A 26,226-nucleotide genomic window follows, 5' to 3' on the forward strand; every position below is an offset into this window, starting at 1 on the left:
CCGAGCATCCAGCCAACCTTTCAAGCTGGAGTTGCCATGAGAACCGTTCGTCAGTTGTACCGGTATCCGGTCAAGGGCCTGTCGGCCGAACCTCTCACAGAAGTCGCGCTGCGCGCTGGCGAGGGCGTGCCGCTGGACCGGCAGTGGGCGCTCACCAACGGCAGCTGGACGTTCGACGCAGGCAGCTACACGCCGCGCCCGAAGACCGATTTCATCGCGCTGATGGATCACGCCGCACTCGCGTCGCTGGCCACCCGCTACGACGACGCCGACAACTGCCTGCACGTCAGCGCACCCGACGGACGCCATCTGCGCATCGATGTCGATGACCCGGCCGCCTGTGGCGGACTGGCGCGCTTCATCGCGCAGCACATCAACGCACGGCTGGAAGGCCCGCCTGCCTTCGTCAGCGGCGAGGGCTTCCGCTTCACCGACGTCAGCGTGCTGTCGCACGGCATGATGAATGCCGTGTCGTTGATCAATCTGGCCACGGTGCGCGAAGTCGGCGCGGCGCTCGGTACGGACATCGACCCGATGCGCTTTCGCGCCAACATCTACATGGATGGTGGCGAGCCGTGGGAGGAATCAAGCTGGCTGGACCGCGAGGTCACGGTGGGTGAGGTGCGCGCGCGGGTCGTCATGCGCACGCCGCGCTGCAGCGCGACCAACGTGAATCCGGTGACCGCCGAGCGCGACATGACGCTGCCGGCGACCATGATGGAGCGTTACGGACACCGCGAACTGGGCGTCTACCTGCAGGTGCTCGACGGCGGCGCCATTGCGCCGGGTGCCGTCGTGACGCCGCTGCCGTAACATCCGGGCACAGCAGCATCGGGAACGCCGACCGGCATTCACCGGTCCGCTGTGACGCGGGCGCACGGTGCGCCCGCGTTCCGCCGACGAAAGACACGATGCTGCGTACCCTGAAAGACCTGTTCGACAGTTTTGCCGCACCGGCGCCACTTGACGCCGCTGCCACCGAACACCAGCTGCAGCTCGCCACCGCGGTGCTGCTGGTCGAAGTGATGCGCGCCGACCCGGACATCGGCGACGCCGAGCGCGCCGCGGCCATGACCGCGCTGCGCGGCAAGTTCGCGCTGACCGAGGACGAAATCGAGCGCCTGATGGAGCTGGCGACCACCACGGCGCGCGAGGCCTACGACTATCAGCGCTTCACGGCGCTGATCAACCGGGCCTTCGACGCCGAGCGCAAGGCGCACATCGTCGAGCTGATGTGGCAGGTCGCGTACGCCGACGGCCACCTGCACGCGCATGAATCGCATGTGATGCGCAAGGTGGCCGATCTGCTCTACATCCCGCACGCCGACTACATCACCGCCAAGCTGCGAGCGCGCGACGCGGCCGCGGCCGCCTGATCGCCACGCCAGGGTCATTGCACCGGCCTGCGCTGCACCGCAGAATCGCGGTTCTTCCTGCCACCATCGGTCATGCCTGCACCCGCCGCGCACCTGAAACTGCCTGCCGACCTGGTCGCCTGCCACGAGTGCGACCTGCTGCAGACCGAGCCGGCACTGCTGCCCGGGCAGAGCGCGCGCTGCGTGCGCTGCGACGCCTTTCTTGCACGCAACCCGCCGGACAGCCTCGACCGCACGCTGGCGCTGACGCTGACCGCGCTGGTGCTGTACGTGATTGCCAACGTGTATCCGCTGGTCCGCCTCGACATGCAGGGCCGCGTGGTCGCGGTGACGCTGTTCGAGGCGGTGCAGGTGCTGTGGCGCGACGGCATGATGCCGGTCGCCGCCCTCGTGTTCGGCACTGCCATCCTGTTTCCGCTGCTCGAACTGGTGATGATCCTGCTTGTGCTGGTGCCGCTGCGGCTGGGCCGCGTGACACCGCGCATGGCGCCCTTCTTCCGGCTGGTCCGTTCGCTCAAGCCGTGGGGCATGGTCGAGGTGTTCCTGCTCGGCATGCTGGTGTCGCTGGTCAAGCTGTCGCATCTGGCCTCGGTCATTCTGGGTACCGCTTTCTGGGCCACGGCTGCACTCATCCTTGCGCTCACGTTCGCCGGCCGGGCTTTCGACACGCGACTGCTGTGGCAGACGCCGCTGCCAGACGAGGCTGAAGACGCCCTGGTGACGGACCGATGAGGCGCCGCGCGCTGACCGCCCGCGAAGCCGGGCTGCTGAGCTGCCATGTGTGCGGTCAGCTGGCGCGTCCGCCTGCAGAGGGCGCACACAGCCTGCGCTGCCCGCGCTGCCGCGCACCGATGCACCTGCGCAAGCCGGCCAGTGTGTCGACCACCTGGGCGCTGCTGATCGCATCGATCGTCATGTTCCTTCCGGCCAACCTGCTGCCGGTCATGACTACCACATCGCTGCTCGGCAGCCAGCAGGACACGATCATGAGCGGCGTCATCTTTCTGTGGCAGTCAGGCTCCTGGCCGCTGGCAGCGGTGGTGTTCTTCGCCAGCGTGATGGTGCCGCTGCTGAAGATCGTCGCGCTGGTGTATCTGACGCTGTCGGTGCAGCGTCGCTCGACGCACAACCTGCTGCAGCGCACCCGGCTGTACCGGCTGGTCGAATTCGTCGGCCGCTGGTCGATGCTCGACATCTACGTGATCACGATGCTGGTGGCACTGGTGAGCTTCCGCGGGCTGGCAACGATAGAAGCCGGTCCCGGCGCGATTGCCTTCGGCGCCGTCGTGGTGCTCACCATGTTTGCCGCCATGAGTTTCGACCCCCGACTGATCTGGGACCCGCTGGCCAGCGGGTCTGCCGACGCCCACACTGCACACCATGACTGAACCCGAACTGCCGACCGCCACGGTCGACGCACCGCGCCGCTTCCACATTCCGCTGGTGTGGATCATCCCGCTGGTGGCGCTGCTGATCGGCGTATTCCTCGCCGCGCGTGCCTGGTACGAACAGGGGCCGACCATCACGATCCAGTTCAACAGCGGCGCCGGGCTCGAGCCGGGCAAGACGCGCATCAAGTACAAGGATGTCGATGTCGGCCAGATCAGCGCGGTGGCGCTGGCCGACGATGGCGCCCACGTCATCGCCACCGCGCAACTGGTGCGCGAAGCCGATCGGCTGCTGGTGACGGACACGCGTTTCTGGGTGGTCAGCGCACGCGTGTCGGGGAGCGCGGTGACCGGTCTGGGTACCTTGCTGTCGGGCGCCTATGTCGGCATGGACGCCGGTCAGTCGACCGAGCCCGGCCGCACTTTCGTCGCGCTGGACGAGGCACCGGTCATCACGCTGGACGTGCCCGGGCGCGCCTTTGCGCTGCATGCCGAAACGCTGGGATCGATCGACGTCGGCACGCCGATCTACTTCCGCCGCATCCCGGCCGGTCAGGTCACCGGCTTCAAGCTTGACGACACCGGCCAGCATCTCGACATCCAGGTGTTCATCAAGTCGCCGTACGACCGCTACGTGACCACCGACAGCCGCTTCTGGAACGCCAGCGGCATCGATGTGAAGCTCGGTGCAGAAGGGCTGCAGATCAACACCGAATCGGCCACCTCCATCCTGGCCGGCGGGCTGGCGTTCGAAACACCGGACGCTGGCGATGCCGAGCCGGCGCCTGCCGGGCTGGATTTCAGGCTGTTCGGCTCGCGCGCCGAAGCCCTGAAGCAGCCCGGATCGGATGCCCAGATCGTGCAGCTTCGCTTCACCGAAAGCGTGCGCGGCCTGTCGGTCGGCGCGCCGGTCGATTTCCGCGGCACCCAGATCGGCGAAGTGATCGCGCTCGAACCCGATGTCGATCTCGACACCGCAGACGTCGGCCTGCTGGTCGATATCGCGGTATTCCCCGATCGCATGCGCCCACGCGCGGGCGGCAAGGCGGACGACGACTTCGATGAAGCCGCCTTCCGCACCTTCGTCGACCGGCTGGTGGCGCGCGGCCTGCGCGCGCAGCTGCGCAATGGCAATCTGGTGACCGGGCAGCTCTATGTGGCGATGGATTTCTTCCCTCCGGTCGGCAAGCAGAAGGTCGACTGGGCCGCGCGTCCGCCGCAGCTGCCGACCCAGCGCGGCAGCCTGGACGAACTGCAGGCCACGCTGTCGCGCATCGCCGGCAAGTTCGACCGCCTGCCGCTGGACGACATCGCACAGGAGACCCGCGCCGCGATTGCCGGGCTGGCGCGCGCGGTCGAGCGCACCGATCAGCTGATGCAGCGGCTCGACGGCCTTGCGTCGAACGAAGTGAGCGCCGCCGCGACCGAAACGCAGCGCACGATGGCCGAGGCGCGCGCGGCGATCGCCGATACGCGCCATCTGCTGTCGAGCGATGCGCCGCTGCAGCAGGACCTGCGCGACAGCCTGCAGGAACTTTCGCGTGCGGCGCAGTCGCTGCGCCACCTGACCGACACGCTGGAACGCCACCCCGAAGCGCTGCTGCGCGGAAAGCCCGAGGAGAAACCGTGATGTCGAACTCTTTCTGGCGCGTTACCGCCTTCTGCGCAATCGCGGCATTGCTTGCCGCCTGTGGCAGCACGCCGCCGATCCGTCATTATTCGCTCGGTCCGGTGGTTGTCGCTCCCTCGGCTGCGCCGGTCGCTGCCGAAACCGATGCCCTGACAAGTATTGTGGTCGGGCCGGTTAGCCTGCCTGCAGGCATCGACCGGCTGCAGATCGTGCGCACCGTCGACGGTGCGCGCGTCGAGATTGCCGACAGCCACCGCTGGGCCGGTTCGCTGAAGGATGAAGTCACGCGCCGTCTGGCCAGCGGCATCGTGCGGCAGACCGGCATCGGCCGGGTCGTCGCCTGGCCGCAGTCCACGCTCGCGGTGCCCACGCTCACAGTACCCATCGACATCCAGCGCTTCGACGCCGAAGGCTTTGATCGCGTGACGCTGGAAGCCGTCTGGACGCTGCGCAAGGCAGGCCGCGACATCGCTGGCCGCCGCTTTGCCGCGAGCGAAACCGTCAGCTCGCCCGACTACGGCGCGCTCACCGCCGCTCACGGCCGCTTGGTCGATGCGCTGGCGCGCGAAGTTTCAGAAGCCCTCGTCGCCGCACAGGCTCATCAGCGCTGACGCAAAGACACGGCTGACCAGTGCCGGCAGGACAGCCTGCTGCCGGAACCCGCGACCGCAACGGCCGCCGCGTAGCCTTCAGGCACAGGTACGCTTCTGCAGTAGCCCAGCGTCTGTGTATCGACGTCCGGGCAAAGTATCGGAGATTCCGTCCATGCGTCGGTCGAGGGCAGCACGCTGAAGCCGTGCAAAGGTATCTGCAGGCCCTTTCCCCAAGCCTTGACGCAGGCCTCCTTGCGCGTCCAGAGCATGTAGAACAGATCGGAGCGATCGGTGTCCCCCACCCGCGCTAGGGCTGTGCGCTCGCCCGGCGAAAAGAAATGGGCGGCAACGTTGGCCAGATCATCATGCGGCACCGCGGCTTCCACATCCACGCCGATCTCTCGTCGCTGCGAAATTCCCAGCAATGCCAGCCGGCCGGAGTGGGACAGGCTGAACTGCAGGCTGGAACCGTGCTGCCACGCGAGCCGCGGTTTCCCGCAAGCACCGGTTTCCAGCATGATTTCCGATGGCGTCAGACCCAGATAGCATCCGAGCACCTCTCGAAGCATCGTATGTGCCAGCACGAACAGCGCCCGGTCGCCCGGCTTCTGCAGACGATCCGCCCGGCACCGCTCGTCCGCCGAAATGCGGGTGATCAGACTTTCGTTACCGTACGCTTCGTCGAGGTGCGCGCGCCACAGATGAATGTCGTCGCCCGTCATCTGCGGGAAATGCGCCGGCACATCCCAGAGACAATCTTTCATGGTGCAGCGACACCCTGGAACATCGTCTCGGCCTCATCAAGGCGATTCTGCAATTGACGGGCCAGTTCGTTGACCAGTGGTGGTTTCACCATCAGACCGTGAGTGCCCGGGACGTTGTGAACCGAAAGGTGCGTGACAAAGGTCGACCAGCCGAGGCTCGGCTCGCTTGCCTCGCGTAGTGATTCCTCGGCAAGGTAAAGATCGACCTCACCCGAATAAGCCGAAGGATGATATCCCCAGTGTGCCCACCAGTGCGCTGAGGCCGCATCCGGAAAGCCGCGTGATGGCGTCCTGCCGAGGGCACTCAGCGCCGCATGTGCGAGGCGCTGACGATTCATGTAGGGGCGTACCCTGCAGCGCAACCAGTCAAGCACGCCGGGGCCGCGCGGGCGCAGATGTACGCCGGGGGCATAGGTATCCAGCAGCGCCAGCACACTGACGGTTTCGCCGGCGGCGCTCAACTGCTGTGCCATTTCGAATGCAACGGTTCCGCCGCTGGAAAAACCGGCAAGGCGATAAGGCCCGTATGGCTGTGCCTCGCGCATCGACGCCACGCAGTCGGCAGCGATGTCCGCCAGTCTGTGGTGAGGTGTTTCCCTTCCGCCCGCGCCCCTTGCGTTCAGGCCGAAGACGGGCTGTCGGGGCGAAAGCGCGCGCGCCAGCTCGAAATAGTGAAAGAGGTTGCCGCCGATGGTGTGCACGCAGAACAGAGGTGGCTTGTCGCCGCCAGGCTTGATCGGAACGAGAAGCGGCCAGCGGGTACCGACGGTCTGACTGCGCACCGCAGCGGCGATGTCGCGTATCGAACTGCCGCGAAACCACAGTGTGTCCAGAGGCAGGCGCTCGCCGAACGTGCGGGCAATCGCATCGACCAGTCGTACAGCCATCAGCGAATGGCCACCGATTTCGAAGAAGTCCTGATCAAGGCCGATGTCACTGCGTTCAAAAAGGGACTCCCATATCCCGAGCAGATGCCGTTCGACGATGTCTCCCGGGCGACCGGTGTCGGGCGACGATGGAATGCCCTTGGCGCGCGGACTGTCCTGCGGTGGCGGCAGTTTGTCGCGATCGAGTTTGCCGTTGGGTGTGATCGGGAAGGCGTCGAGGACGATGAAGGAAGAAGGGAGCATGTGCGCAGGCAGGGTCAGTGCGAGTTGTGCGCGCAGCCGGGTTGGCTCGATGCTGTCGCCGGCGACGTAGGCGACGAGACGTGTTTCGCCGGGCCGGTCTTCACGCAGCATCACGGTGGCCTGATTCACGGCGGGAAGCGTGGTGAGTGCGGCTTCGATTTCACCGGGTTCTATGCGGAAACCCCGGAGCTTGATCTGTTGATCGAAGCGGCCGAGGAATTCGATGTTTCCGTCGTGTAGCCAGCGTACCCGGTCACCTGTGCGGTAGAGTCGGGCGCCTGGCCGGTCGCTGAAGGGGTGAGCGACGAATTTCTCCGAGGTCAGGTCGGGTCGTCCCAGATAGCCGCGTGCGAGGCCTGCGCCGCCGATGTAGAGCTCGCCTTCGACCCCGACCGGTACGGGTTGGCGCGAGGCATCGAGCACGAACACTTCCGTGTTCGCGATCGGCCGACCGATCGGGATCGAGCCGCGTGCAGTCAACAAACCGGATGGAATCCGGTGACAGCAGGTGAAGGTCGTACTTTCGGTCGGGCCGTAGCCATTGATCAGTTGCACGCCTGGCAGTGCGTCAAGCGCCCGCTGAACGTGTGCCACCGACAACGCCTCTCCGCCCGTCAGCAATAGGCGCAGACCGCGCAGCGCCTCCGGGCGCTCGTCGATCACGGCGTTGAACAGTGCAGCCGTGAGCCATAGCGTGGTCACGCCATTGCGCGAGATGACAGCCTCCAGACCGGCGGCGGTCGGCAGCTCATCCGGATAAATCACGCAGCGTGCGCCGTGCAGCAGCGCGCCCCACACTTCGAAGGTCGATGCATCGAAGGCCATCGGTGCCAGCTGCAGGAAGGTTTCTTCCGGCCCGAACGATGCGTAATCGGTATGGCAGACCAGTCGGGCGACGTTGCGTTGTTCAACCATCACGCCTTTTGGCTGACCGGTTGAACCGGAGGTGTAGATGACGTAGGCGAGGTTTTCGGAAGAGGCGGAGTGGAGCGGGTTGTCGTCAGGCTGTTGATCGAGTGCGGCATGGTCATCGACACAGAGCGTATGGCCTGGATGCCGTGGCAGTTTCGACATCAGGGCGTGCTGGGTGAGGACGACGGGTGCTGCGGTGTCCTGGAGCATGTAGGCGAGCCGTGCTACTGGATAGGCGGGATCGAGCGGTACGTAGGCACCGCCGGCCTTCACTATTCCGAGCAGTCCGGTGACCAGTTCGATGGAGCGCTGCAGATGGAGCCCGACCATGACGTCGGGCCCGACGCCGTGCGCGCGCAGGGCGTGGGCGATGCGGTTGGCCCGGGCGTTGAGTTCGGTGTAGGTGAGGGACTGTTCGGCGCAGACCAGCGCGATGGCATCGGGCGTGCGTGCGACCTGTGCTTCGAACAAAGAGGCGAGGGTGGCATCGCGCGGGTAATCGGTCTGCGTTGCGTTCCACTGGACCAGCATGCGTTGCTGTTCGGCGGACGTGAGCAAAGGTAGCCGGCTGATCGGCGTATCCGGCTGTGCCACGACGGACTCGAGCAGCGTCTGGAAGTGGCCGGCCATGAGCCGGACGCGGCGCTCGTCGAAGAGGTCGGTTGCGTACTCGAACAAGCCCGACAGGCCGTCTGCCGTCTCGGTCAGCTCCAGCGTCAGGTCGAACTTCGCGATGCCGCTTTCGCGCACGAGCCGATGGCAGTGTGCGCCGTCGAGTTCGAGCGCAACGTGAGGCGTGTTCTGAAGCGAGAACATGACCTGGAACAGGGGGTTTCGGCTCGGGTCGCGCACCGGTCGCAGCGCCTCCACCAGCTTCTCGAAAGGCATCTGCGCATGGTCGAAGGCGCCCAGTGCTGTCTCGCGCACGTGCTCAAGCACCTCCCGAAACCTGGCATGGATCGGCAACTTGGTGCGCAGCACCAGCGTGTTCACGAAGAAGCCGATCAGCGTCTCGAGCTCGACCTGTCCGCGACCGGCCACGGGTGTTCCCACGGCGATGTCGCTGTGCCCGCTCGCGCGAGCGAGCAGGACCTTGAAGGCAGCAAGCAGCACCATGTAGAGCGTGCCGCCGGCGTCCCGACCGAGTCCGCGCAGGCGCGAGGTCAGCTCGGTGGCGATCTCGAAGGGCACCACGGCGCCGCGGTAGCTTGGCTGCGCGGGACGGGCATGATCGGTCGGCAGGGCGAGCAGCGGCAGATCGGCCAGCTGGGTACGCCAGTAATCGAGCTGCTTCTGTAGGATGGGTCCGGACAGCGTTTCGCGCTGCCACAACGCGTAGTCGGCGTACTGCACCGGCAGGTCAGGCAGCCTGGCGTCACCGCCCTGCAGCGCGGCTGAGTAGAGCGCACCGAGCTCGCGGTTGAGCACGCCTTGCGACCAGCCGTCGGAGCCGATGTGGTGAATGACCAGCTGTAGCACGTGCTCGTCCTGGCCCACGTGCCAGAGCGCGACGCGCATCAGCGGAGGGGTGCCCAGATCGAAGGGGTGCGCACCGTGTGACTGCATGCGTGACGCAAGCGCGCGCGCGCGCTCGGGTGCGTCGATGCTGCGCAGGTCCTGGACGGACAGCACGCAGCGTGCCGAGGGCACAATGCGCTGTGCCGGTTCGCCGGCGACCTCGATGAAACCGGTGCGCAGCGACTCATGGCGTGCGACCAGCGCATCGAGCGCGTTCTGCAGCGCGGTGACATCGAGCGGGCCACGGACCTCCAGCTCCTGCACGATGTGATACAGCGATGTGCCCGGCTCCCACTGCTCCAGAAACCACAGTCGGGACTGTGCGAACGAGCAGCGCACTGGCGCCGGGAAGGGCCGCGCGACCGGTGGAATGGCGTCGGAAATCCCGTCCGTGCGTGCTTTCTGCAGCAGGCGTGCCATGCCTTCAATGGTCGGCGCATCGAACACGCTGCGTGGTGTCAGGTTGCAGTTGAACACGCTGCGCAGGCGGCTGACGAGCTTCGCCGCCAGTAGGGAATGTCCGCCCAGCTCGAAGAAATGATCGTGTATGCCCATCCGCTGCAAGCCGAGTGTGTCTGCCCAGATGTCGGTCAGCGCCTCCTCGATGGGCGTACGCGGTGCCGCATAGTCATCGGATGCGAGACTCGATTCCGATTTCGGCAATTTGTCGCGATCGAGTTTGCCGTTGGGTGTGATCGGGAAGGCGTCGAGGACGATGAAGGAAGAAGGGAGCATGTGCGCAGGCAGGGTCAGTGCGAGTTGTGCGCGCAGCCGGGTTGGCTCGATGCTGTCGCCGGCGACGTAGGCGACGAGACGTGTTTCGCCGGGCCGGTCTTCACGCAGCATCACGGTGGCCTGATTCACGGCGGGAAGCGTGGTGAGTGCGGCTTCGATTTCACCGGGTTCTATGCGGAAACCCCGGAGCTTGATCTGTTGATCGAAGCGGCCGAGGAATTCGATGTTTCCGTCGTGTAGCCAGCGTACCCGGTCACCTGTGCGGTAGAGTCGGGCGCCTGGCCGGTCGCTGAAGGGGTGAGCGACGAATTTCTCCGAGGTCAGGTCGGGTCGTCCCAGATAGCCGCGTGCGAGGCCTGCGCCGCCGATGTAGAGCTCGCCTTCGACCCCGACCGGTACGGGTTGGCGCGAGGCATCGAGCACGAACACTTCCGTGTTCGCGATCGGCCGACCGATCGGGATCGAATTCTGCTCGGTCCCGACAATAGTCCGGCAAGTCGCATCGATGGTGGTTTCCGTTGGGCCGTAGACGTTATGCAGTGTTGCCTTCGTGCGGCTGCGGAAGGTATGTGCCAGGGAAGGATCGAGTACTTCACCGCCGCAGAACACGTGGCGCAGGGCAGCACAGGCTGTGACGCCGGGTTCGTCCAGCATGGGTCTCAATGTCGACGGCGTCAGATCCCATATCGATACGCTATTGACGCGCGTCAGTTCAACCAGCGCTGCGCTGTCGGTACGTTCGTCGTCGAGTGCAATCACACATCGGCCACCGGTAAACAGGCAGGCGAATAGCTGACCGACCGACACGTCGAAATTGATCGAAGCCTGCATCAGTATTCCGTCGACATCGCTGATTCCGAATGTGTCGATCAGCCAGTGCATGCGATTGCTGACCGCTGCGTGACTGACCATCACGCCTTTTGGCTGACCGGTTGAACCGGAGGTGTAGATGACGTAGGCGAGGTTTTCGGAAGAGGCGGAGTGGAGCGGGTTGTCGTCAGGCTGTTGATCGAGTGCGGCATGGTCATCGACACAGAGCGTATGGCCTGGATGCCGTGGCAGTTTCGACATCAGGGCGTGCTGGGTGAGGACGACGGGTGCTGCGGTGTCCTGGAGCATGTAGGCGAGCCGTGCTACCGGATAGGCGGGATCGAGCGGTACGTAGGCACCGCCGGCCTTCACTATTCCGAGCAGTCCGGTGACCAGTTCGATGGAGCGCTGCAGATGGAGCCCGACCATGACGTCGGGCCCGACGCCGTGCGCGCGCAGGGCGTGGGCGATGCGGTTGGCCCGGGCGTTGAGTTCGGTGTAGGTGAGGGACTGTTCGGCGCAGACCAGCGCGATGGCATCGGGCGTGCGTGCGACCTGTGCTTCGAACAAAGAGGCGAGGGTGGCATCGCGCGGGTAATCGGTCTGCGTTGCGTTCCACTGGACCAGCATGCGTTGCTGTTCGGCGGACGTGAGCAAAGGTAGCCGGCTGATCGGCGTATCCGGCTGTGCCACGACGGACTCGAGCAGCGTCTGGAAGTGGCCGGCCATGAGCCGGACGCGGCGCTCGTCGAAGAGGTCGGTTGCGTACTCGAACAAGCCCGACAGGCCGTCTGCCGTCTCGGTCAGCTCCAGCGTCAGGTCGAACTTCGCGATGCCGCTTTCGCGCACGAGCCGATGGCAGTGTGCGCCGTCGAGTTCGAGCGCAACGTGAGGCGTGTTCTGAAGCGAGAACATGACCTGGAACAGGGGGTTTCGGCTCGGGTCGCGCACCGGTCGCAGCGCCTCCACCAGCTTCTCGAAAGGCATCTGCGCATGGTCGAAGGCGCCCAGTGCTGTCTCGCGCACGTGCTCAAGCACCTCCCGAAACCTGGCATGGATCGGCAACTTGGTGCGCAGCACCAGCGTGTTCACGAAGAAGCCGATCAGCGTCTCGAGCTCGACCTGTCCGCGACCGGCCACGGGTGTTCCCACGGCGATGTCGCTGTGCCCGCTCGCGCGAGCGAGCAGGACCTTGAAGGCAGCAAGCAGCACCATGTAGAGCGTGCCGCCGGCGTCCCGACCGAGTCCGCGCAGGCGCGAGGTCAGCTCGGTGGCGATCTCGAAGGGCACCACGGCGCCGCGGTAGCTTGGCTGCGCGGGACGGGCATGATCGGTCGGCAGGGCGAGCAGCGGCAGATCGGCCAGCTGGGTACGCCAGTAATCGAGCTGCTTCTGTAGGATGGGTCCGGACAGCGTTTCGCGCTGCCACAACGCGTAGTCGGCGTACTGCACCGGCAGGTCAGGCAGCCTGGCGTCACCGCCCTGCAGCGCGGCTGAGTAGAGCGCACCGAGCTCGCGGTTGAGCACGCCTTGCGACCAGCCGTCGGAGCCGATGTGGTGAATGACCAGCTGTAGCACGTGCTCGTCCTGGCCCACGTGCCAGAGCGCGACGCGCATCAGCGGAGGGGTGCCCAGATCGAAGGGGTGCGCACCGTGTGACTGCATGCGTGACGCAAGCGCGCGCGCGCGCTCGGGTGCGTCGATGCTGCGCAGGTCCTGGACGGACAGCACGCAGCGTGCCGAGGGCACAATGCGCTGTGCCGGTTCGCCGGCGACCTCGATGAAACCGGTGCGCAGCGACTCATGGCGTGCGACCAGCGCATCGAGCGCGTTCTGCAGCGCGGTGACATCGAGCGGGCCACGGACCTCCAGCTCCTGCACGATGTGATACAGCGATGTGCCCGGCTCCCACTGCTCCAGAAACCACAGTCGGGACTGTGCCCAGGAGCAGGGTTGCCTATCTTCCCGCCGACCGTCTTGCTGTTCGGTCCATTGAGACTGCGGCCGGACGGATATCGTCGAATGCCGGGCAGCATGCGATTGCATTCGTGCCCTCAAGGCATCGAGTTGCCCGGTGCTCAGGGATGCAAAGCGGGAGCTGGGGTCACTCATTGGACGTAGGCTCTCGGGCATCGACTGTCTGGATGCTTGCTGCATGTGCATGTTTCGTGTGCATTGATTCCGCCCGATTCACCTGTGATTAACCTTCAAGCGGGTCGATCTGTATCTGTATCAATGCCGGTCGTCGCAAGCTCAGCGCGCGCGCCAGCGCCTCGGGCAATGCATCGATCGCGTCCAGACAGACGGCATCCACCCCGAGTTGGCGCGCCATTTCGTCGTAACGCAGTCCCGCCTGATAGACAAGAATCCGTTCGTGGTGACCGGCCGGAAACGCGCTGCGCTGGCGTCGGGCGCCGGAAGGGCCATCGTTGTTCGCCAGTACCACGACGACCGGCACGCCATGTCGTACCGCTGTTTCGAATTCAAAGAAGTTGAGGCTCAGCGCCATGTCTCCGGTGACGACGATTACCGGACGTTCCGGACAGGCATGCGCAGCACCGATCGCGAACGGCAGCCCCGTACCCATGCAGCCGCTGGTACCGGGGGTCAGGCGCGACAGCGGAATGCCGGCGGACAGGTGCTTCTGCACCGCAAGCAAAGTGATGTTGCCATCAAGCACCACGATGGCGTCTTGTGGCAGCACCCGCGCAAGTACTGCTGCAAGCTCGTCGGGAGTCGGGGGGCGACAGGGCGGGCGCTGAACGTTCCGGACCAGCGGTGCATCGGGCGGCCAGCTTGTCGATCTGCTGCGATGCGTACCGGCGTGTTCGCGCTGGCGCAAGCCCTCCAGCAGCGCCGGCAGGATGGCCGACGCGGCACCCCGGAGTGTCAAGGTCCGTGGTGGTCCGCCATGGAAGGCTTCATCGGCGCAGTCGATATGGACGACGCGCGCGTCAGGCCGGATCTCGCTGCCATAGCGGAAGGTCCAGTTCAGGCGGGCTCCGACCACAAGCACCACATCTGCATCGGCCAGTAATCGGCTCTGGTCTGCCGTGCGCGAAAGCGGATGGTCATCGGGCAACAATCCGCGCCCCATCGGCGATGCCACGAAGGGCAACGCCAGGTGTTCGGCAAGCTCACGTAGATGGAGGTAGGCATCGTCCCATCGCACACCCTTGCCGAACAGCATGAGTGGCCGTTGTGCCGCCAGCAGAAGATCAGCGGCCCGTCCGACCATCGCGGACAGTTCGCTCGTCACGGTGTTGTTGCGCACGCGCGCGGCCTCGAAACGGGGCTTTTCGGCAACAGAGCCGGACAGACAGTCGTCGGGCAGTTCAACGTAGACCGCACCGGGACGACCTTCCATCGCGGTGTGCACGGCATCGGCGAGCTGTGCTGCAATCGTGCCCGCAGAATCGATGCACACGCATGCCTTGGCGATCCGGCCTGCGACAGCGACGCCGTCAAGCTCCATGAAGGCGCCGGTGCCGCGGGCCGAACGTTCGACAGCGCCGGCCAGCAGTACGACCGGCCAGCAGTTCTCTTGCGCAACGAGCAGGCCCGTCAACGCGTTCGTCACGGCAACGCCGCTGGACACCATGGCTACGCTTGCGAGGCGCCCCGCCATGTAGTTGTGCGCCGCTGCCATCATCACGGCTGCCTGCTGATGGCGAACGCCTGTCGTATCCATGCCGGCGCGCGCGCAGGCGCCGATCGTTTCGTCGGTCGGCAGGCCCGGCATGGCGTAAAGATGGGTCACGCCGAGGGAGTGGAGGCTGCGCGCGACGATGTCGTGGCCGCGCACGCGGCCCGCACGCAGCCTGACTTCGAAAGCCTTGCGCTGGGTAGGACCGAGGCGTTGCAGACGTTCGATGACAGCGTCTGCGGGCAAACCGGGTTTGCCGTTGTCAGGGCGTGTGCTCATCGGGCATGACCTCGGTACTTGATCAATCGGGAACTGGCGTGATCTCGTCGAGGATGCGCTCCACCTCGGCTATGACGTCCGGCCCGAGCCGGTCGCATATCGTTCGGGCCAGCCCGGCTGCGGTGGGCTGGTGGAAGATGTCGGTAGCGGATAGCTCGATCGGCAGCATCGACGCGATTCGCGCCGCAGCGCGTGTCGCTTTCAGTGAATCGCAGCCGAGGGCAAAGAAATTGTCGTCCATGCCGATGACGTCGACCTCCAGCACCTCGTTCCACACCTGCGCGAGGATGGCCTCGATCGCGTCCCTCGGTGCGACGAAAGCGTGCTGACGCGCTGCGCCGAGACGCTCGGCCATGCCAATGCGCTGCACCTTGCCGGTCGGACCTTTCGGAATCTCGAGCAGCAGGATGATTTCGCTGGGTACCTTGAAGCCGGCAAGGCAACCAAACAGGAACTCACGCAAGGTATCGGGGCCGACCGTACTGCCAGGGTGCAGAACCACCGCTGCGGCAAGGTCCTCGCCAAGCGTCGGATGCGGCAGAGCGAACGCCACCGCCTCTTTGACCTCTGGGTGGGCGAGCAGGGCCTCGTCAATCTCGCGCGGCGCAATCTTCTCGCCGCCGCGATTGATCATTTCCTTGAGGCGGCCTGTAATGCGCAGGTAACCGTCCGCGTCGAAGCAGCCCTCATCGCCGGTGCGGAACCAGCCGTTCGTAAATGCGGCAAGGTTCGCTTCCGGATTGGCGTGATAGGCGCGCATCACGTTGTCGCCGCGGATGGCGATCTCGCCACACTCGCCGGAAGGCAGCGGAACACCGTGGGCCGAGAGGATCGCCATCTCGGGCCCGGCTGGAAGGCCGACAGAGCCGGGCTTTCTTTGAGCGGGTGGCAGCGGATTGCTGGCCATCTGATGTGTCGCTTCGGTCATGCCGTAGGCTTCGAGCACCGGACAGGCGAACCACGTTTCGAGCTGCGCCAGTGTGGCAGGTGCCAGGGCGGCGGACGATGAACGTATGAAGCGCAACAGGGGTGCGGACGGTTGCCGAATGCTCCCGCTCGCAGTGGCACCGATGATGGCCTGGTGCATGGTCGGCACAGCTGAATACCATGTCGCACCGAAGCGTTCGAGCCACTCGAAGAATGCCGGCAGCTGAAGCGAAGGCGCGCAGACGACGCTGCCACCGCCGGCAAGTGGCGCCAGCAAACCGGCCATCAGACCGTGAATGTGAAAGAGCGGCATCACATTGAGTGCCCGATCGGCTTGCGTCAGACGAAGCGAGGCGACGATGTTTGCCATGGAGGCCGCCAGATTCGCGTGGCTCAGAGGCACCTGCTTGGGCCGCGAAGTCGTCCCCGAGGTGTGCAGCACGAGTGCGATATCGTCGTTTCGGGGGAGGGTTCTGGGCCGCTCGGGAGCCGGTTCCGCGGCATCCCATAGCGACGGGCCAGCCTCGATGACGGGCACTCCGCGCTGGGCTGCGATAGCGCGAGCCAGTGGCGGGCTATCCGGCGTAACGACCAGTGCACGTGCTTCGAGATCGTGCAGGAAAAATTCAAGCTCCGCCTGCCGATAGCCCGGGTTGAGCGGCGCGCAGACCGAGGCGTGCATCACGCCAAGCAGGGCCGACGCCATGTCCGTGCTGTTCGGAGCGATGACGGCCACGCGGTCGGCAGTGCCGATACCGGCCTCGTTCAGGCGGGAGGCAAGTCGACGCATGCGTGCCGAGAGCGCTGCATGCGACACGCTGTTGCCATTGATGTCGAGCAGTGCCGGCAGGTCCGCCGAGGACGGTTGCGGGGCGTCGAACACACGATGGATCTGCGCCGGAGAGTGAAAGGTTGCTGGCATGGGTACCTTGCGTAAGAACGGGTCTGCACGGGCAGCGAAGGTGGGCCCGCCATCGATCGGTCCGCCGTCTTCGGCGTCATCCGAACAGCCCCGATGGTTATACGAAATCGATCTCATATTAAGCAGCCCGCGGCATGCGCATCGTTACGAATTGGCAACCCGATGAATGTGTCGGCGTGGCATGCCGACTGTCGTGAGGAAATCCGCACTCGGATCGGTCATCGGGTACGCTCGCGCCCTGACAAGGCACTCGCCGTGACCCATTGCGTCCCATGATTCCGCTTCAACCTGCCATCACGAAGGTGCCGCCGCGCGTGTTGTCCGTCATCCCGCCTATGACGCAGCTCAACACGCCCTATCCGTCCACCGCCTATCTGACGGGCTTTCTGCGCGCACAGGGTGTCGACGCGGTGCAGGAGGACCTGGCGCTTGCGCTGGTGCTCGATCTGCTGTCGGCCGACGGTCTGCGCGCCGTGCGCGACGCCGTCGCCGACCTGCCGGAACATGAGCGACCGCCCAGCCTGACGAGTTTTGCCGTGCAGTTCGATCGCTACGCCGCGACGATGGCCGCCACCCTCGGTTTCCTGCAGGGTCGCGACCCCACGCTGGCGCATCGCATCGTGTCGCGCGGCTTCCTGCCCGAGGGGCCGCGTTTTGAATCGCTCGACGTCTATATCGATGAAGACGGCGGCGACCCGTTGGGCTGGGCATTCGGCGCGCTCGGCGTACAGGACCGCGCCCGCCACTTCGCCACGCTGTACCTGAACGATGTCGCCGACGCGATCCGACTGGCGGTCGACGCGCGCTTCGAGTTCGTGCGCTATGCCGAATCCCTGGCGCAGAGTCAGCCCACCTTCGATCCGCTGGCGCAGGCGCTGGCCGCCCCGCCCACGCTGATCGACCGCGCGCTGCAGCGGCTCACGCAGGCTGCGATCGCTCGCCATGCACCGCGCATCGTGCTGCTGTCGGTGCCGTTCCCGGGCGCCGTGTATGCCGCCTTCCGCATCGCGCAGACGATCAAGGCGCATGACGCGTCCATCATCACCGTGCTGGGCGGCGGCTACGTGAATACCGAACTGCGCGCGTTGGCCGAGCCGCGCGTGTTCGACTATTTCGACTATGTCACGCTGGACGCAGGCGAGCGACCGCTGCTCGCGCTGCTCGATCATCTGGCCGGCCGGCGTTCCGCGCAGCGGCTGGTGCGCACCTACGTGCGCAACGATGCCGGCGCGGTGCAGTACGTCAATTTCGTCGAGCCCGATATCGCCTTCGACGACGTCGGCACGCCGACCTGGGACGGCCTGCCGCTCGACCGTTACCTTTCGCTGCTGGACATGCTCAATCCGATGCACCGGCTGTGGTCGGACGGACGCTGGAACAAGCTCACCGTGGCGCACGGCTGCTACTGGAAGAAGTGCAGCTTCTGCGACGTCAGCCTCGATTACATTTCGCGCTACGACGCGGCCAGTGCGACCACGCTGGTCGACCGCGTGCAGGCCATCGTCGCCGAAACCGGCCAGACCGGGTTTCATCTGGTCGATGAAGCCGCACCGCCGAAATCGCTGCGTGCCTTCGCCGCCGAACTGCAGCGGCGTGACGTCAGCATTTCTTGGTGGGGCAATATCCGCTTCGAAAAGTCCTTCACGCCCGAGCTCTGCCTGGAACTGGCCGACAGCGGCTGCATCGCGATTTCCGGCGGGCTGGAAGTGGCCAGCGACCGTCTGCTGAAGCTGATGAAGAAGGGCGTGTCGGTCGATCAGGTGGCGCGCGTCACCAAGGGCTTCGCCGACGCCGGCATCCTGGTGCATGCCTACCTCATGTACGGCTTTCCGACCCAGACCGTGCAGGACACGGTGGATGCGCTCGAATACGTGCGCCAGCTGTTCGCCGCCGGCTGCATCCAGTCCGGCTTCTTCCACCGCTTCGTGTGCACCGTGCATTCGCCGGTCGGCCTCAACCCCGAAGAGTACGGCGTTACGCTGCTGCCGCTGCCGCCGGTGACTTTTGCGAAGAATGACGTCGGCTTCGTCGACCCGGTCGGCGCCGATCACGACACGCTGGGTATCGCGCTCAACAAGGCGCTGTACAACTACATGCACGGCATCGGGCTCGACGAGGACGTGCGCAGCTGGTTCGGCGACCGCACGCCCAAGGCGCGTGTGCCGCGACACTTCATCGAGCGGGCGCTCGGCTGACCCGCGCGGCGGGATGATTTCAGTCGGCGAGGCGTGACAGTTCGCCGCGCGCCACCAGCAGGCGCAGTTGTGCGCGCACCAGACCGGCTTCCAGCTCGATGCGGCGCAGCCGCGCCCGTTGCTGCGTGCGTACCGCGTCGAGCACATCGGCCAGACTTGTCTGCGCCTCCGCATAGGCGTCTCCGGCAAGCTGCGACAGTGCAGCGAGGCGCGGCGCCACCTCGGCGTCAAACGATCCTAGCGCAGCCAGCCGCAGGTCCACCTCGGTCTGCTGGCTACGGACATCCGTATCGGTTTCGACTTCGAGCAGCTGGCGCCGCAGTCGCGCACCTGCCGCGAGGGCGCTGGCACGGTCGACGGCGCCGCTGCGCGAATCGAAGAGGGGCAGCTCGACCGCCAAGCCCACCCCATCTGCAGTGCCATAGGGATCGTTGGTCCAGCTGCGGACCAGTGCGACCGACACCTGCGGAGAGCGTTCGGCGCGTGCGGCGCGGATCGCGGCCTGTGCAGCGGATTCGTCAAGCCGGGCAGCGCGGATGGCCAGATGCTCAGCCGGCACCCCGGCGTCGGTCGGCGGCGCGAGAGGCTGCAGGGGTTCGACGACGACGCTGCGCCAGTCGTCAATGTCCAGCATGTCGGCCAGGCGCTGCTGCGCGGCTGCCAGTTCGGCGTCGGCCGCCGACAGTTCGGCCCGCCAGTCGGCCGATTCGAAGTCGAGCCGGAAATTCCGGTAGGCCTGCGCCCGACTGTCGGCCAGGCGCAGGCGCTCGGACAGTTGTGCGAGCGTACGTTCTGCATCGTCCACGGCGGCACGCCTGGCCTGGGCGGCCTGCAGGGCGACAAACGCCAGACCCGCTTCGGAAGCGCGTTCCAGCCGGGCGACTGCCTTGCGTGCGAGCGCCGCGTCGAGTGCACTGCTCGCGGCATCGATCCGCGCCGCGCGCTTGCCGCCGAGCAGCAGGGGCAGCTCGACGGCTACATCCTGCTGGCGCGATCCGTCGAACATTGTGCTCGCGCGACCGGGCCGCAACTGACCGTAGCTCACGACCGGATTCGGCCAGGCGCGCGCGCTGCGCTGATCCGCCTCGACCACAGCGACCGCAGCCGAATCAAGCGCACTGCGCAATTCGGCATCACGTGCCAGGCGCAGCGCGGTGCGCAGATCCAGCGGCGCGGCGGCCGCGAGGGCGCCGGATGCGGACAGTGCAAGCGCCAGCATGACGGTCGCCATGATTGCGCGCGAGCGGCGCAGGCTCGAACCGGTTGCTGTACAGGCTGGAGGCGATGGGACGGCGACGGTGTTCAATGCCCGGGATGTGACACAAATGAGGAACTCGAGACTAGGCGCCGAGGCCTTACAAAGTTCTTTCAGCCGCTCGCCCTGCGTTATTGCAACAGAAATCGCAACGGCGACGACCGGCGGGTCTGACACGGGAGAGTCATGCGCATACTGGTAGTGGAAGACGACAGCGCCTTGCGCAGTACGCTGACCCACGCACTCAAGCTGTCCGGTTATGCCGTGGACGCCGTCGGCGACGGCTGCAGCGCGCTCGCTGCGCTGCAGGTGAGCGACTATGCGCTGGTGGTGCTCGATCTGGGGCTGCCGGACATCGACGGCATGCGCCTGCTGGCGCAGCTGCGCGAGCGCGGCAATGTCACGCCGGTGCTGGTGCTGTCGGCGCGCGACAGTGTCGATCAGCGGGTTCAGGGGCTGCGGCATGGCGCCGACGATTACCTGACGAAGCCCTTCGCGCTGCCGGAACTGGAAGCGCGCATCGCCGCACTGATCCGCCGGACCGGTGGCGGCGTGAGTCGGTTGATCCACGGTGCGCTGGAGTTCGACCCGGCGACCCGCCAGGCCAGTGCCGGCAGTGTCCCGCTTGATCTGTCTGCGCGTGAGGCCGCGATACTCGATGCACTGATGCAGCGTGCCGGCGAAGCCGTCATCAAGTCGCGCCTCGTGCGCAAGCTGAGCGACTGGGACAGCGAACTGGGATCGAATGCGATCGAGGTCTACATCCATCGTCTGCGGCGCAAGCTCGAACCGCATGGCATCCGCATTCGTACGCTGCACGGGTTGGGCTATCTGCTGGAGAAGCCGGATGCGCCCTGAACGCACCCCGCTCAGACTGCGTCTGCTGCGCTGGCTGCTGCCACCGGTGCTCGCGCTGACCGCACTGTGGATCTGGGCCACCCACGGCATCGTGCTGCACTTCGCCAACCTGGCCTATGACCGCGCACTGGAAGACACGGTGCGCACGCTGGCCGGCCGCATCCGGCCGGCGCTTGGCGGTGTTGATGTCGATCTTCCGCCGGCCGCACGGCAGATGCTCGTTTTCGACGAGATCGACACCGTCTATTACAGCGTCACCGACCGCAGTGGGCGTGCATTGGCCGGCAGTCACATACTGCCCGGCAATTCAGCCGACTCCGGCGGCGGGACCGTCATCTACGACGGCAGCGTGGAGGGTCAGAGGGTGCGTCTGGCCGAGTTCGTGGTGCGCAGCGAACAAGCCGGTCAGGAACTGTTCGTACGGGTCGCCGAAACGCTGAAGAAGCGGGAGGTGATGGCACAGGAGGCCACCGCGTACATGCTCGCGCCGCAGGCCGTGTTCGTGGCCGGCCTGATCCTGCTGCTCTGGTACGGCGTGGGCCGGGGTATCGCGCCGCTGCATCGCATCAGTCGCTCGATTGCCCAGCGCAGCCACGCCGATCTCGGACCGATCGACGAAACCGACCTGCCGGCGGAAGTGTATGACCAGGTCCATGTGATCAATGAGCTGATGGCCCGGCTGGGTCGCACGATCGTTGCCCAGCGACGCTTCATCGCCGATGCAACCCATCAGTTGCGTACGCCGGTCACCGTGTTGCGGACCTTGGCCGAGCTGGCCTTGCGCACGCCCGACGGGGCGCAGCGCGAGCAGGTGATGCGCGATCTGGAAGCGGCCAGCGCGCGCTTGTCGCGCGTGGCAAATCAGTTGCTCAACCTCAGTCGGGCGGAAGCCGGTGCAGCGGTGGCGCGCGATCCGATAGACCTGCGCGAGCTGGTCGAGGATGTGGTCGCCGCCGCGATTCCCACTGCAGTCGCGTGCGGCACCGACGTGCGGATGGAATCCGCGTCCGACCTGCCGTTGCTGCACGGCGATCGCGTGCTGCTGCCGGAAATGCTGGCCAACATCATCGACAACGCGTTGCGCTACACACCGTCGGGTGGCCAGGTGGTCATCCGGGCCGACGCACACGAGAAGGGCGCGCTGATCAGCGTCAGCGACAGCGGTCCGGGCATCGCGCCGGCCCAGCGAACGCTCGTGCTCGGCCGCTTCGGCCGCGGCAAGGGCGAGCGCCGGGAAGGCAGCGGTCTGGGGCTCGCCATTGCGCGCGAAATCGCGCTCGCCCACGGCGGTCATCTCGACCTGCTGGACTGCGCGAAACTCGGCGGACTCCGGGTGGATATCTTTCTGCCGACGCCGACATCCGAGGCCGCCTGACAGCAATCGCCTGCGCGTCCGGTCTTGACGGCTATCCCTCTGAGTACTGTCGCGTTACGCTTCCAGCCCATGAAATCCGCCGTCCTGCTTCTCGCTTCCCATACTGCCGTGCTCGGCATCGGCTTTGCGCTGGGCATCTACGCGCTGCCCATCCTGACCGCACCCGCGCCACCCACCGCGGCCGAAGCCGCGTCGGCTGCGGGTGGCGCGATGTTCACCGGCGAGTTCCGGCGCGACCTGAAGGACAGCGATCTGCTGCACTGGGGCGAAGGCAGGGTGTCGATCGGTCGCGAGCGCATCGCGCTGACCGGCCGGCTGGCACCCGGGCCGGATTACAAGCTCTACCTGTCGCCCGAGTTCGTCGAGACCGAAGTCGATTTCGCGCGCCTGAAATCGGCCATGGTGCGCGTGGGCGACGTGCGCACCTTCGACAACTTCGTCGTCGAGGTACCGCCTGCTATCGATGTCGCGCGCTACACGACAGTCATCGTCTGGTGCGAGTCCTTCGGCCAGTTCATCACCGCCGCCCGCTATCGCTGATGTCATCGGACCCCGCGCTGCGTCACGGCACGAATGTCAGTCCGAGGCCGATCACCACGCCCGACATGAACAGCGTGATCAGGCAGTAGCCCATGATGTCCTTCGCGCGCAGGCCCGCGATGGCCAGCGCGGGCAGGGCCCAGAAGGGCTGGATCAGGTTGGTCCAGGCGTCGCCCCAGGCCACCGCCATGGCCACGCGCGGCAGGTCGGCGCCCATGCTGGCGGCGGCCTCGACCATGATCGGTCCCTGTACCGCCCACTGACCTCCGCCGGACGGCACGAATATATTCACCAGACCGGCGCTGAGGAATGCAAACAGCGGCAGCGTGGTGTCGGTCGACACGGCAACGAACACATTCGAGATCGTCACCGCAAGCCCCGAGCCGACGATCATGCCCATCAGGCCGGCATAGAACGGAAACTGCACGATGATGCCGCCCGAACCGCGCGCGGCGTCGCCGATCGCCGCCAGAAAGCGGCTGGGTCGGCCGTGCAGCATGATGCCGAGGAACAGGAACATGAAATTGACGATGTTCAGGTTCAAGGTGCCGGCGCTGACCAGGAAGTAGTAGCCGGAAAACACCAGACCCATGATGCCGACCGACTGCGCCAGCAGGATGCTGTTGTCAAGCCGCGCAGCCGGCGTGTCGGTGCTGGTGTCGGGCACGAATTCGACATCGACCAGCAGCGCCGGATCGACCGTCACCGTGTTTTCGGGGCGCGGCATCATCAGCCGGTTCAGTATCGGCACGCAGATGAACAGCGCCAGCACGATGAGCAGGTTGAAGGTCGAGAAGATCGTGTCGCCGGTGGCGATGACGCCGGTGCGGGCGGCGAGGAAGTGGTCGGCCGTGGCGAGCGTGAGTGGCACCGAGCCTGACAGACCGCCATGCCAGATGACGAAGCCGCTGTAGGCGCTGGCGATCAGCAGACGGTAGTCGACGCCCGCCACGCCGCGCGCCAGCTGGCGCGCGAACATCGCGCCGATGACCAGGCCGAATCCCCAGTTGAGCCAGCTCGCCAGCAGCGACACCACACTCACCAGCAGGATGGCCTGCCCCGGCGTGTGCGCCAGTTCTGCGATGGCTTCGAGAATGCGGCGGAAGAACAGCGTCGTCGCCAGCACCCAGCCGGTCACGAGTATCAGCACCATCTGCATCGAAAACTGCAGCAGGTTCCAGAACCCCTTGCCCCAGTGCTCGAGCATCGCCACCGGCGACTGTCCCTCGACACCGATGCCGGCCGCGAACACGAGCAGCGTCAGCAGCAGCACCAGCACGAACGGATCGGGCAGCCATCTTTCAACCAGCCGGACGGACAGCGACGTGACACGTTGCAGCATGGGAATCTCCTGTTTATATTTTTCGCGCCGGCCATCGAGGGCGGGCGGTCGGCGTGCGCAGACATGCCGCGCAGCGTGAGGATAGCCCAGTCGTCACCGGTGTGACGTCGAGCTCTTCCCGATCCGGACAGGTGCATGCTGCATGGACCCCGTCACCTGGTCGAACAGCGAGAGGAAGATTGCTCGACAGGCTTTCTACACGGCGCTGTCGCGCGAAGAGGCATCGCTGCTGGCGGATTTCAAGGCGCGCGCCGCGGCGGCGGCGACGCAGGATGACATGTGGGCGGTCTACCGGTTTCTGGCCGAGCGGGACGGCTACATGGGCAGGAAGTATGAATTCCGTTACTCGGAACTGATTTCCCTGTTTGTGCTGCTGCGCGCAGAGGGCTGGCTGGACGAAGCCGATCTGGCGGGTCTGCGCGATGACAAGCTCACGATGATCCGCGAGGGGTGCGCGCGCTGGCAGCGTCATTTCGAGTGCGGCGACTGATCGCCGCGCCAAGCGGCGATCAGGCGCACGTCATCAGGTCTTTTCAGAGTCCAGCCAAACCTCGAGCCCCTGTGCGTTGAGTTCGATGTCCAGCCCCCATACGGCCATCGCCTCGTCACGCGTGAGCGGGCTGCCGTGGGCGCGCAGTTCGTCCATCAGATAGGCGGACAGCGCGGCCAGCAGCGCCTGCTTGCGGCCGTCACCGGCACTGGCGGCCGCCCTGGCGATCGCCACGTGGGCGTCGATGCGCGACAGCAGCGCGCGGCCCAGCGTCGGTACGCCGGTCACCTTGCCGTAGTGGGTCAGGAACATCGCCTCCGGCTGCCGCGACAGCAAACGCTCGACCGACGCGCGCATCGCGACCGGATCGAACTGAACCGGCGACGTGGTCGGGAAGATGAAGGCGCGGCCATCGACCGTGCATTCCGGGTAGGCCAGGCCGAAGGTGTCGCCCGTAAACCAGCCCTGCGAGCGCGCGTCCCAGATGCAGTGATGGTGCTTCGCGTGGCCCGGCGTGTCGATGAATTCGAGCGTGCGGCCGTTGAAGTCGAGCACGTAACCGTCATGCGTTTCGATCACGCGCGCCGCGTCGACCGGCAGGATGTCGCCATACATGTCGGCCATCGCCTGCGCGCCATAGACGTCCGTGGCACCCGTAATCAGTTTCGACGGATCGATCATGTGGCGCGCGCCGCGCGGATGCACCACCAGCTGCGCATTCGGAAAGGCGCGCATCGCTGCACCGGCGCCGCTGGCGTGGTCCAGATGCACGTGGGTCAGAATGACGTAGCGCAGCTTGTCGGCGGCGATGCCCTTGTGTGCCAGTGCGGCCAGCACATTGGGCAGCGAATGGCCGGTGCCGCAGTCGACCAGCGCCGCTTCGTCACCGGCGCGCAGCAGGTGGATGGATGCCATGCCGTGGCGGAGCAGTGCAGCGTCGATGGCGGATATGTCGTGCTCGTAATCGATCATTCATTCACCTCGCCGGCTTTCGCCTGTTCGGCCTGCATCAATTCATGGAAGCGCTGATCAAACTCGAGGCGCATCTGCCGGCGCACCTTGGCGGCGGTCTGGCGCCGCCGCTGGTCCGGCGTGGCCGGTGTCAGTTGCGGCACGCGGCACGGGCGGCGCGCCTCGTCCATCGCCACCATGGTCAGGTAGCAGGTGTTGGTGTGACGCGTCGTGTGTTCGCGGATGTTTTCCGTCATCACCTTGACGCCGACTTCCATCGACGTCGTACCGGTGAAGTTGACCGACGCGAGGAAGGTGACCAGTTCGCCGACGTGGATCGGGCTGCGGAAGATGACCTGATCGACCGACAGTGTCACCACATAGGTCTGCGCAAAGCGCGCGGCGCAGGCGTAGGCCACCTGATCGAGCAACTTGAGCAGCGATCCACCGTGCACATTGCCGGAGAAGTTCGCCATGTCGGGCGTCATCAGCACCGTCATCGTCAGTTCGTGTTTCGGAAGTTCGGTCATCGTGGAAGGGCGCCGGCCGCGCGGCCGGTGAGTCGTGAGGTGGAAGGAATCGCCGCCGGG

At 65.9% G+C, this 26,226-nt stretch carries 19 protein-coding genes; 11 read left to right on the top strand and 8 right to left on the bottom strand.

Going from position 1 to position 26,226, the window contains the following annotated elements; all coding sequences use genetic code 11:
- The first annotated feature begins 36 nt into the window (after window positions 1-36).
- From BSY238_RS10810 to BSY238_RS10835, 6 genes are all read left to right on the top strand, one after another.
- Window positions 37-813 (top strand): MOSC domain-containing protein, encoded by a 777-nt coding sequence (locus BSY238_RS10810; protein WP_069039145.1) that lies wholly within the window; start codon window positions 37-39, stop codon window positions 811-813.
- 98 nt (window positions 814-911) lie between these two features.
- Window positions 912-1,376, top strand: a complete 465-nt coding sequence (locus BSY238_RS10815) for a tellurite resistance TerB family protein (protein WP_069039146.1) — start codon at window positions 912-914, stop codon at window positions 1,374-1,376.
- A 72-nt stretch (window positions 1,377-1,448) separates the two neighbouring features.
- A complete protein-coding gene (locus tag BSY238_RS10820; protein WP_069039147.1) occupies window positions 1,449-2,108 on the top strand; it encodes a paraquat-inducible protein A in 660 nt (219 codons plus the stop codon).
- Complete coding sequence (locus tag BSY238_RS10825) at window positions 2,105-2,764, top strand: paraquat-inducible protein A (RefSeq protein ID WP_069039148.1); 660 nt, start codon at window positions 2,105-2,107, stop codon at window positions 2,762-2,764. Before BSY238_RS10820 ends, BSY238_RS10825 begins: the two co-directional genes overlap by 4 nt.
- Window positions 2,757-4,394 carry a PqiB family protein gene (locus BSY238_RS10830; protein WP_069039149.1) on the top strand — a complete coding sequence of 546 codons (1,638 nt, stop codon included), beginning with the start codon at window positions 2,757-2,759 and terminating at the stop codon, window positions 4,392-4,394. The genes BSY238_RS10825 and BSY238_RS10830 overlap by 8 nt, the downstream gene beginning before the upstream one ends.
- Complete coding sequence (locus BSY238_RS10835) at window positions 4,394-5,005, top strand: PqiC family protein (protein WP_069039150.1); 612 nt, start codon at window positions 4,394-4,396, stop codon at window positions 5,003-5,005. Before BSY238_RS10830 ends, BSY238_RS10835 begins: the two co-directional genes overlap by 1 nt.
- Here BSY238_RS10835 and BSY238_RS10840 read toward each other — a convergent pair.
- The 4 genes from BSY238_RS10840 to BSY238_RS10855 form a co-directional block, all read right to left on the bottom strand.
- Complete coding sequence (locus tag BSY238_RS10840) at window positions 4,996-5,751, bottom strand: 4'-phosphopantetheinyl transferase family protein (protein WP_069039151.1); 756 nt, start codon at window positions 5,749-5,751, stop codon at window positions 4,996-4,998. The genes BSY238_RS10835 and BSY238_RS10840 overlap by 10 nt on opposite strands.
- Window positions 5,748-12,902, bottom strand: coding sequence for an amino acid adenylation domain-containing protein (locus BSY238_RS10845; RefSeq protein WP_223300098.1), 7,155 nt, complete (start codon window positions 12,900-12,902; stop codon window positions 5,748-5,750). Before BSY238_RS10845 ends, BSY238_RS10840 begins: the two co-directional genes overlap by 4 nt.
- Before the next feature lie 154 nt (window positions 12,903-13,056).
- The gene (locus tag BSY238_RS10850; protein ID WP_069039152.1) at window positions 13,057-14,781 is read right to left on the bottom strand and encodes a thiamine pyrophosphate-binding protein; all 1,725 of its coding nucleotides are present in this window, start codon (window positions 14,779-14,781) and stop codon (window positions 13,057-13,059) included.
- Window positions 14,782-14,803: 22 nt separating this feature from the next.
- Window positions 14,804-16,630 (bottom strand): AMP-binding protein, encoded by a 1,827-nt coding sequence (locus BSY238_RS10855; protein WP_083224021.1) that lies wholly within the window; start codon window positions 16,628-16,630, stop codon window positions 14,804-14,806.
- 272 nt (window positions 16,631-16,902) lie between these two features.
- Here BSY238_RS10855 and BSY238_RS10860 point away from each other — a divergent pair, with 272 nt between their 5' ends.
- On the top strand, window positions 16,903-18,825 hold the full coding sequence (locus BSY238_RS10860) for a B12-binding domain-containing radical SAM protein (RefSeq protein WP_190295010.1): 1,923 nt from the start codon (window positions 16,903-16,905) through the stop codon (window positions 18,823-18,825).
- A 19-nt stretch (window positions 18,826-18,844) separates the two neighbouring features.
- Here the strand turns inward: BSY238_RS10860 and BSY238_RS10865 are convergent, their stop codons facing one another.
- On the bottom strand, window positions 18,845-20,056 hold the full coding sequence (locus tag BSY238_RS10865; protein WP_069039154.1) for a TolC family protein: 1,212 nt from the start codon (window positions 20,054-20,056) through the stop codon (window positions 18,845-18,847).
- A gap of 210 nt (window positions 20,057-20,266) precedes the next feature.
- On the opposite strand from BSY238_RS10865, the gene BSY238_RS10870 reads away from it, so the two are divergent.
- The 3 genes from BSY238_RS10870 to BSY238_RS10880 all read left to right on the top strand — a co-directional run bounded on the left by BSY238_RS10870 (window position 20,267) and on the right by BSY238_RS10880 (window position 22,853).
- Window positions 20,267-20,938, top strand: a complete 672-nt coding sequence (locus tag BSY238_RS10870; RefSeq protein ID WP_069039155.1) for a response regulator — start codon at window positions 20,267-20,269, stop codon at window positions 20,936-20,938.
- A complete protein-coding gene (locus BSY238_RS10875) occupies window positions 20,928-22,313 on the top strand; it encodes a sensor histidine kinase (protein ID WP_069039156.1) in 1,386 nt (461 codons plus the stop codon). The genes BSY238_RS10870 and BSY238_RS10875 overlap by 11 nt, the downstream gene beginning before the upstream one ends.
- A 69-nt stretch (window positions 22,314-22,382) precedes the next feature.
- A complete protein-coding gene (locus BSY238_RS10880; protein ID WP_069039157.1) occupies window positions 22,383-22,853 on the top strand; it encodes a DM13 domain-containing protein in 471 nt (156 codons plus the stop codon).
- A 22-nt stretch (window positions 22,854-22,875) separates the two neighbouring features.
- Here BSY238_RS10880 and BSY238_RS10885 read toward each other — a convergent pair whose 3' ends face one another.
- Window positions 22,876-24,195: a short-chain fatty acid transporter gene (locus BSY238_RS10885; RefSeq protein WP_190295011.1), complete on the bottom strand. Its 1,320-nt coding sequence runs from the start codon at window positions 24,193-24,195 to the stop codon at window positions 22,876-22,878.
- Window positions 24,196-24,337: 142 nt separating this feature from the next.
- Here BSY238_RS10885 and BSY238_RS10890 point away from each other — a divergent pair, with 142 nt between their 5' ends.
- Window positions 24,338-24,685 (top strand): hypothetical protein, encoded by a 348-nt coding sequence (locus BSY238_RS10890; RefSeq protein WP_069039158.1) that lies wholly within the window; start codon window positions 24,338-24,340, stop codon window positions 24,683-24,685.
- A gap of 33 nt (window positions 24,686-24,718) precedes the next feature.
- Here BSY238_RS10890 and BSY238_RS10895 read toward each other — a convergent pair whose 3' ends face one another.
- Window positions 24,719-25,657: an MBL fold metallo-hydrolase gene (locus BSY238_RS10895; protein ID WP_069039159.1), complete on the bottom strand. Its 939-nt coding sequence runs from the start codon at window positions 25,655-25,657 to the stop codon at window positions 24,719-24,721.
- A complete protein-coding gene (locus BSY238_RS10900; RefSeq protein WP_069039160.1) occupies window positions 25,654-26,166 on the bottom strand; it encodes an acyl-CoA thioesterase in 513 nt (170 codons plus the stop codon). Before BSY238_RS10900 ends, BSY238_RS10895 begins: the two co-directional genes overlap by 4 nt.
- Window positions 26,167-26,226: the final 60 nt, after the last annotated feature.

Origin of the sequence: Methyloversatilis sp. RAC08 (assembly GCF_001713355.1) — a bacterium.
In the GTDB taxonomy this organism is placed as follows: domain Bacteria; phylum Pseudomonadota; class Gammaproteobacteria; order Burkholderiales; family Rhodocyclaceae; genus Methyloversatilis.

What these genes read in the sequence shown, in the direction of transcription:
- BSY238_RS10860 (WP_190295010.1), top strand. Translation starts at nt 16,903, where the DNA reads ATGATTCCGCTTCAACCTGCCATCACGAAGGTGCCGCCGCGCGTGTTG.
- BSY238_RS10845 (WP_223300098.1), bottom strand. Translation starts at nt 12,902, where the DNA reads ATGCAATCGCATGCTGCCCGGCATTCGACGATATCCGTCCGGCCGCAG.
- BSY238_RS10825 (WP_069039148.1), top strand. Translation starts at nt 2,105, where the DNA reads ATGAGGCGCCGCGCGCTGACCGCCCGCGAAGCCGGGCTGCTGAGCTGC.
- BSY238_RS10870 (WP_069039155.1), top strand. Translation starts at nt 20,267, where the DNA reads ATGCGCATACTGGTAGTGGAAGACGACAGCGCCTTGCGCAGTACGCTG.
- BSY238_RS10865 (WP_069039154.1), bottom strand. Translation starts at nt 20,056, where the DNA reads ATGGCGACCGTCATGCTGGCGCTTGCACTGTCCGCATCCGGCGCCCTC.
- BSY238_RS10890 (WP_069039158.1), top strand. Translation starts at nt 24,338, where the DNA reads ATGGACCCCGTCACCTGGTCGAACAGCGAGAGGAAGATTGCTCGACAG.
- BSY238_RS10855 (WP_083224021.1), bottom strand. Translation starts at nt 16,630, where the DNA reads ATGCCAGCAACCTTTCACTCTCCGGCGCAGATCCATCGTGTGTTCGAC.
- BSY238_RS10850 (WP_069039152.1), bottom strand. Translation starts at nt 14,781, where the DNA reads ATGAGCACACGCCCTGACAACGGCAAACCCGGTTTGCCCGCAGACGCT.
- BSY238_RS10840 (WP_069039151.1), bottom strand. Translation starts at nt 5,751, where the DNA reads ATGAAAGATTGTCTCTGGGATGTGCCGGCGCATTTCCCGCAGATGACG.
- BSY238_RS10875 (WP_069039156.1), top strand. Translation starts at nt 20,928, where the DNA reads ATGCGCCCTGAACGCACCCCGCTCAGACTGCGTCTGCTGCGCTGGCTG.
- BSY238_RS10885 (WP_190295011.1), bottom strand. Translation starts at nt 24,195, where the DNA reads ATGCTGCAACGTGTCACGTCGCTGTCCGTCCGGCTGGTTGAAAGATGG.
- BSY238_RS10895 (WP_069039159.1), bottom strand. Translation starts at nt 25,657, where the DNA reads ATGATCGATTACGAGCACGACATATCCGCCATCGACGCTGCACTGCTC.
- BSY238_RS10830 (WP_069039149.1), top strand. Translation starts at nt 2,757, where the DNA reads ATGACTGAACCCGAACTGCCGACCGCCACGGTCGACGCACCGCGCCGC.
- BSY238_RS10815 (WP_069039146.1), top strand. Translation starts at nt 912, where the DNA reads ATGCTGCGTACCCTGAAAGACCTGTTCGACAGTTTTGCCGCACCGGCG.
- BSY238_RS10820 (WP_069039147.1), top strand. Translation starts at nt 1,449, where the DNA reads ATGCCTGCACCCGCCGCGCACCTGAAACTGCCTGCCGACCTGGTCGCC.
- BSY238_RS10880 (WP_069039157.1), top strand. Translation starts at nt 22,383, where the DNA reads ATGAAATCCGCCGTCCTGCTTCTCGCTTCCCATACTGCCGTGCTCGGC.
- BSY238_RS10810 (WP_069039145.1), top strand. Translation starts at nt 37, where the DNA reads ATGAGAACCGTTCGTCAGTTGTACCGGTATCCGGTCAAGGGCCTGTCG.
- BSY238_RS10835 (WP_069039150.1), top strand. Translation starts at nt 4,394, where the DNA reads ATGTCGAACTCTTTCTGGCGCGTTACCGCCTTCTGCGCAATCGCGGCA.
- BSY238_RS10900 (WP_069039160.1), bottom strand. Translation starts at nt 26,166, where the DNA reads ATGACCGAACTTCCGAAACACGAACTGACGATGACGGTGCTGATGACG.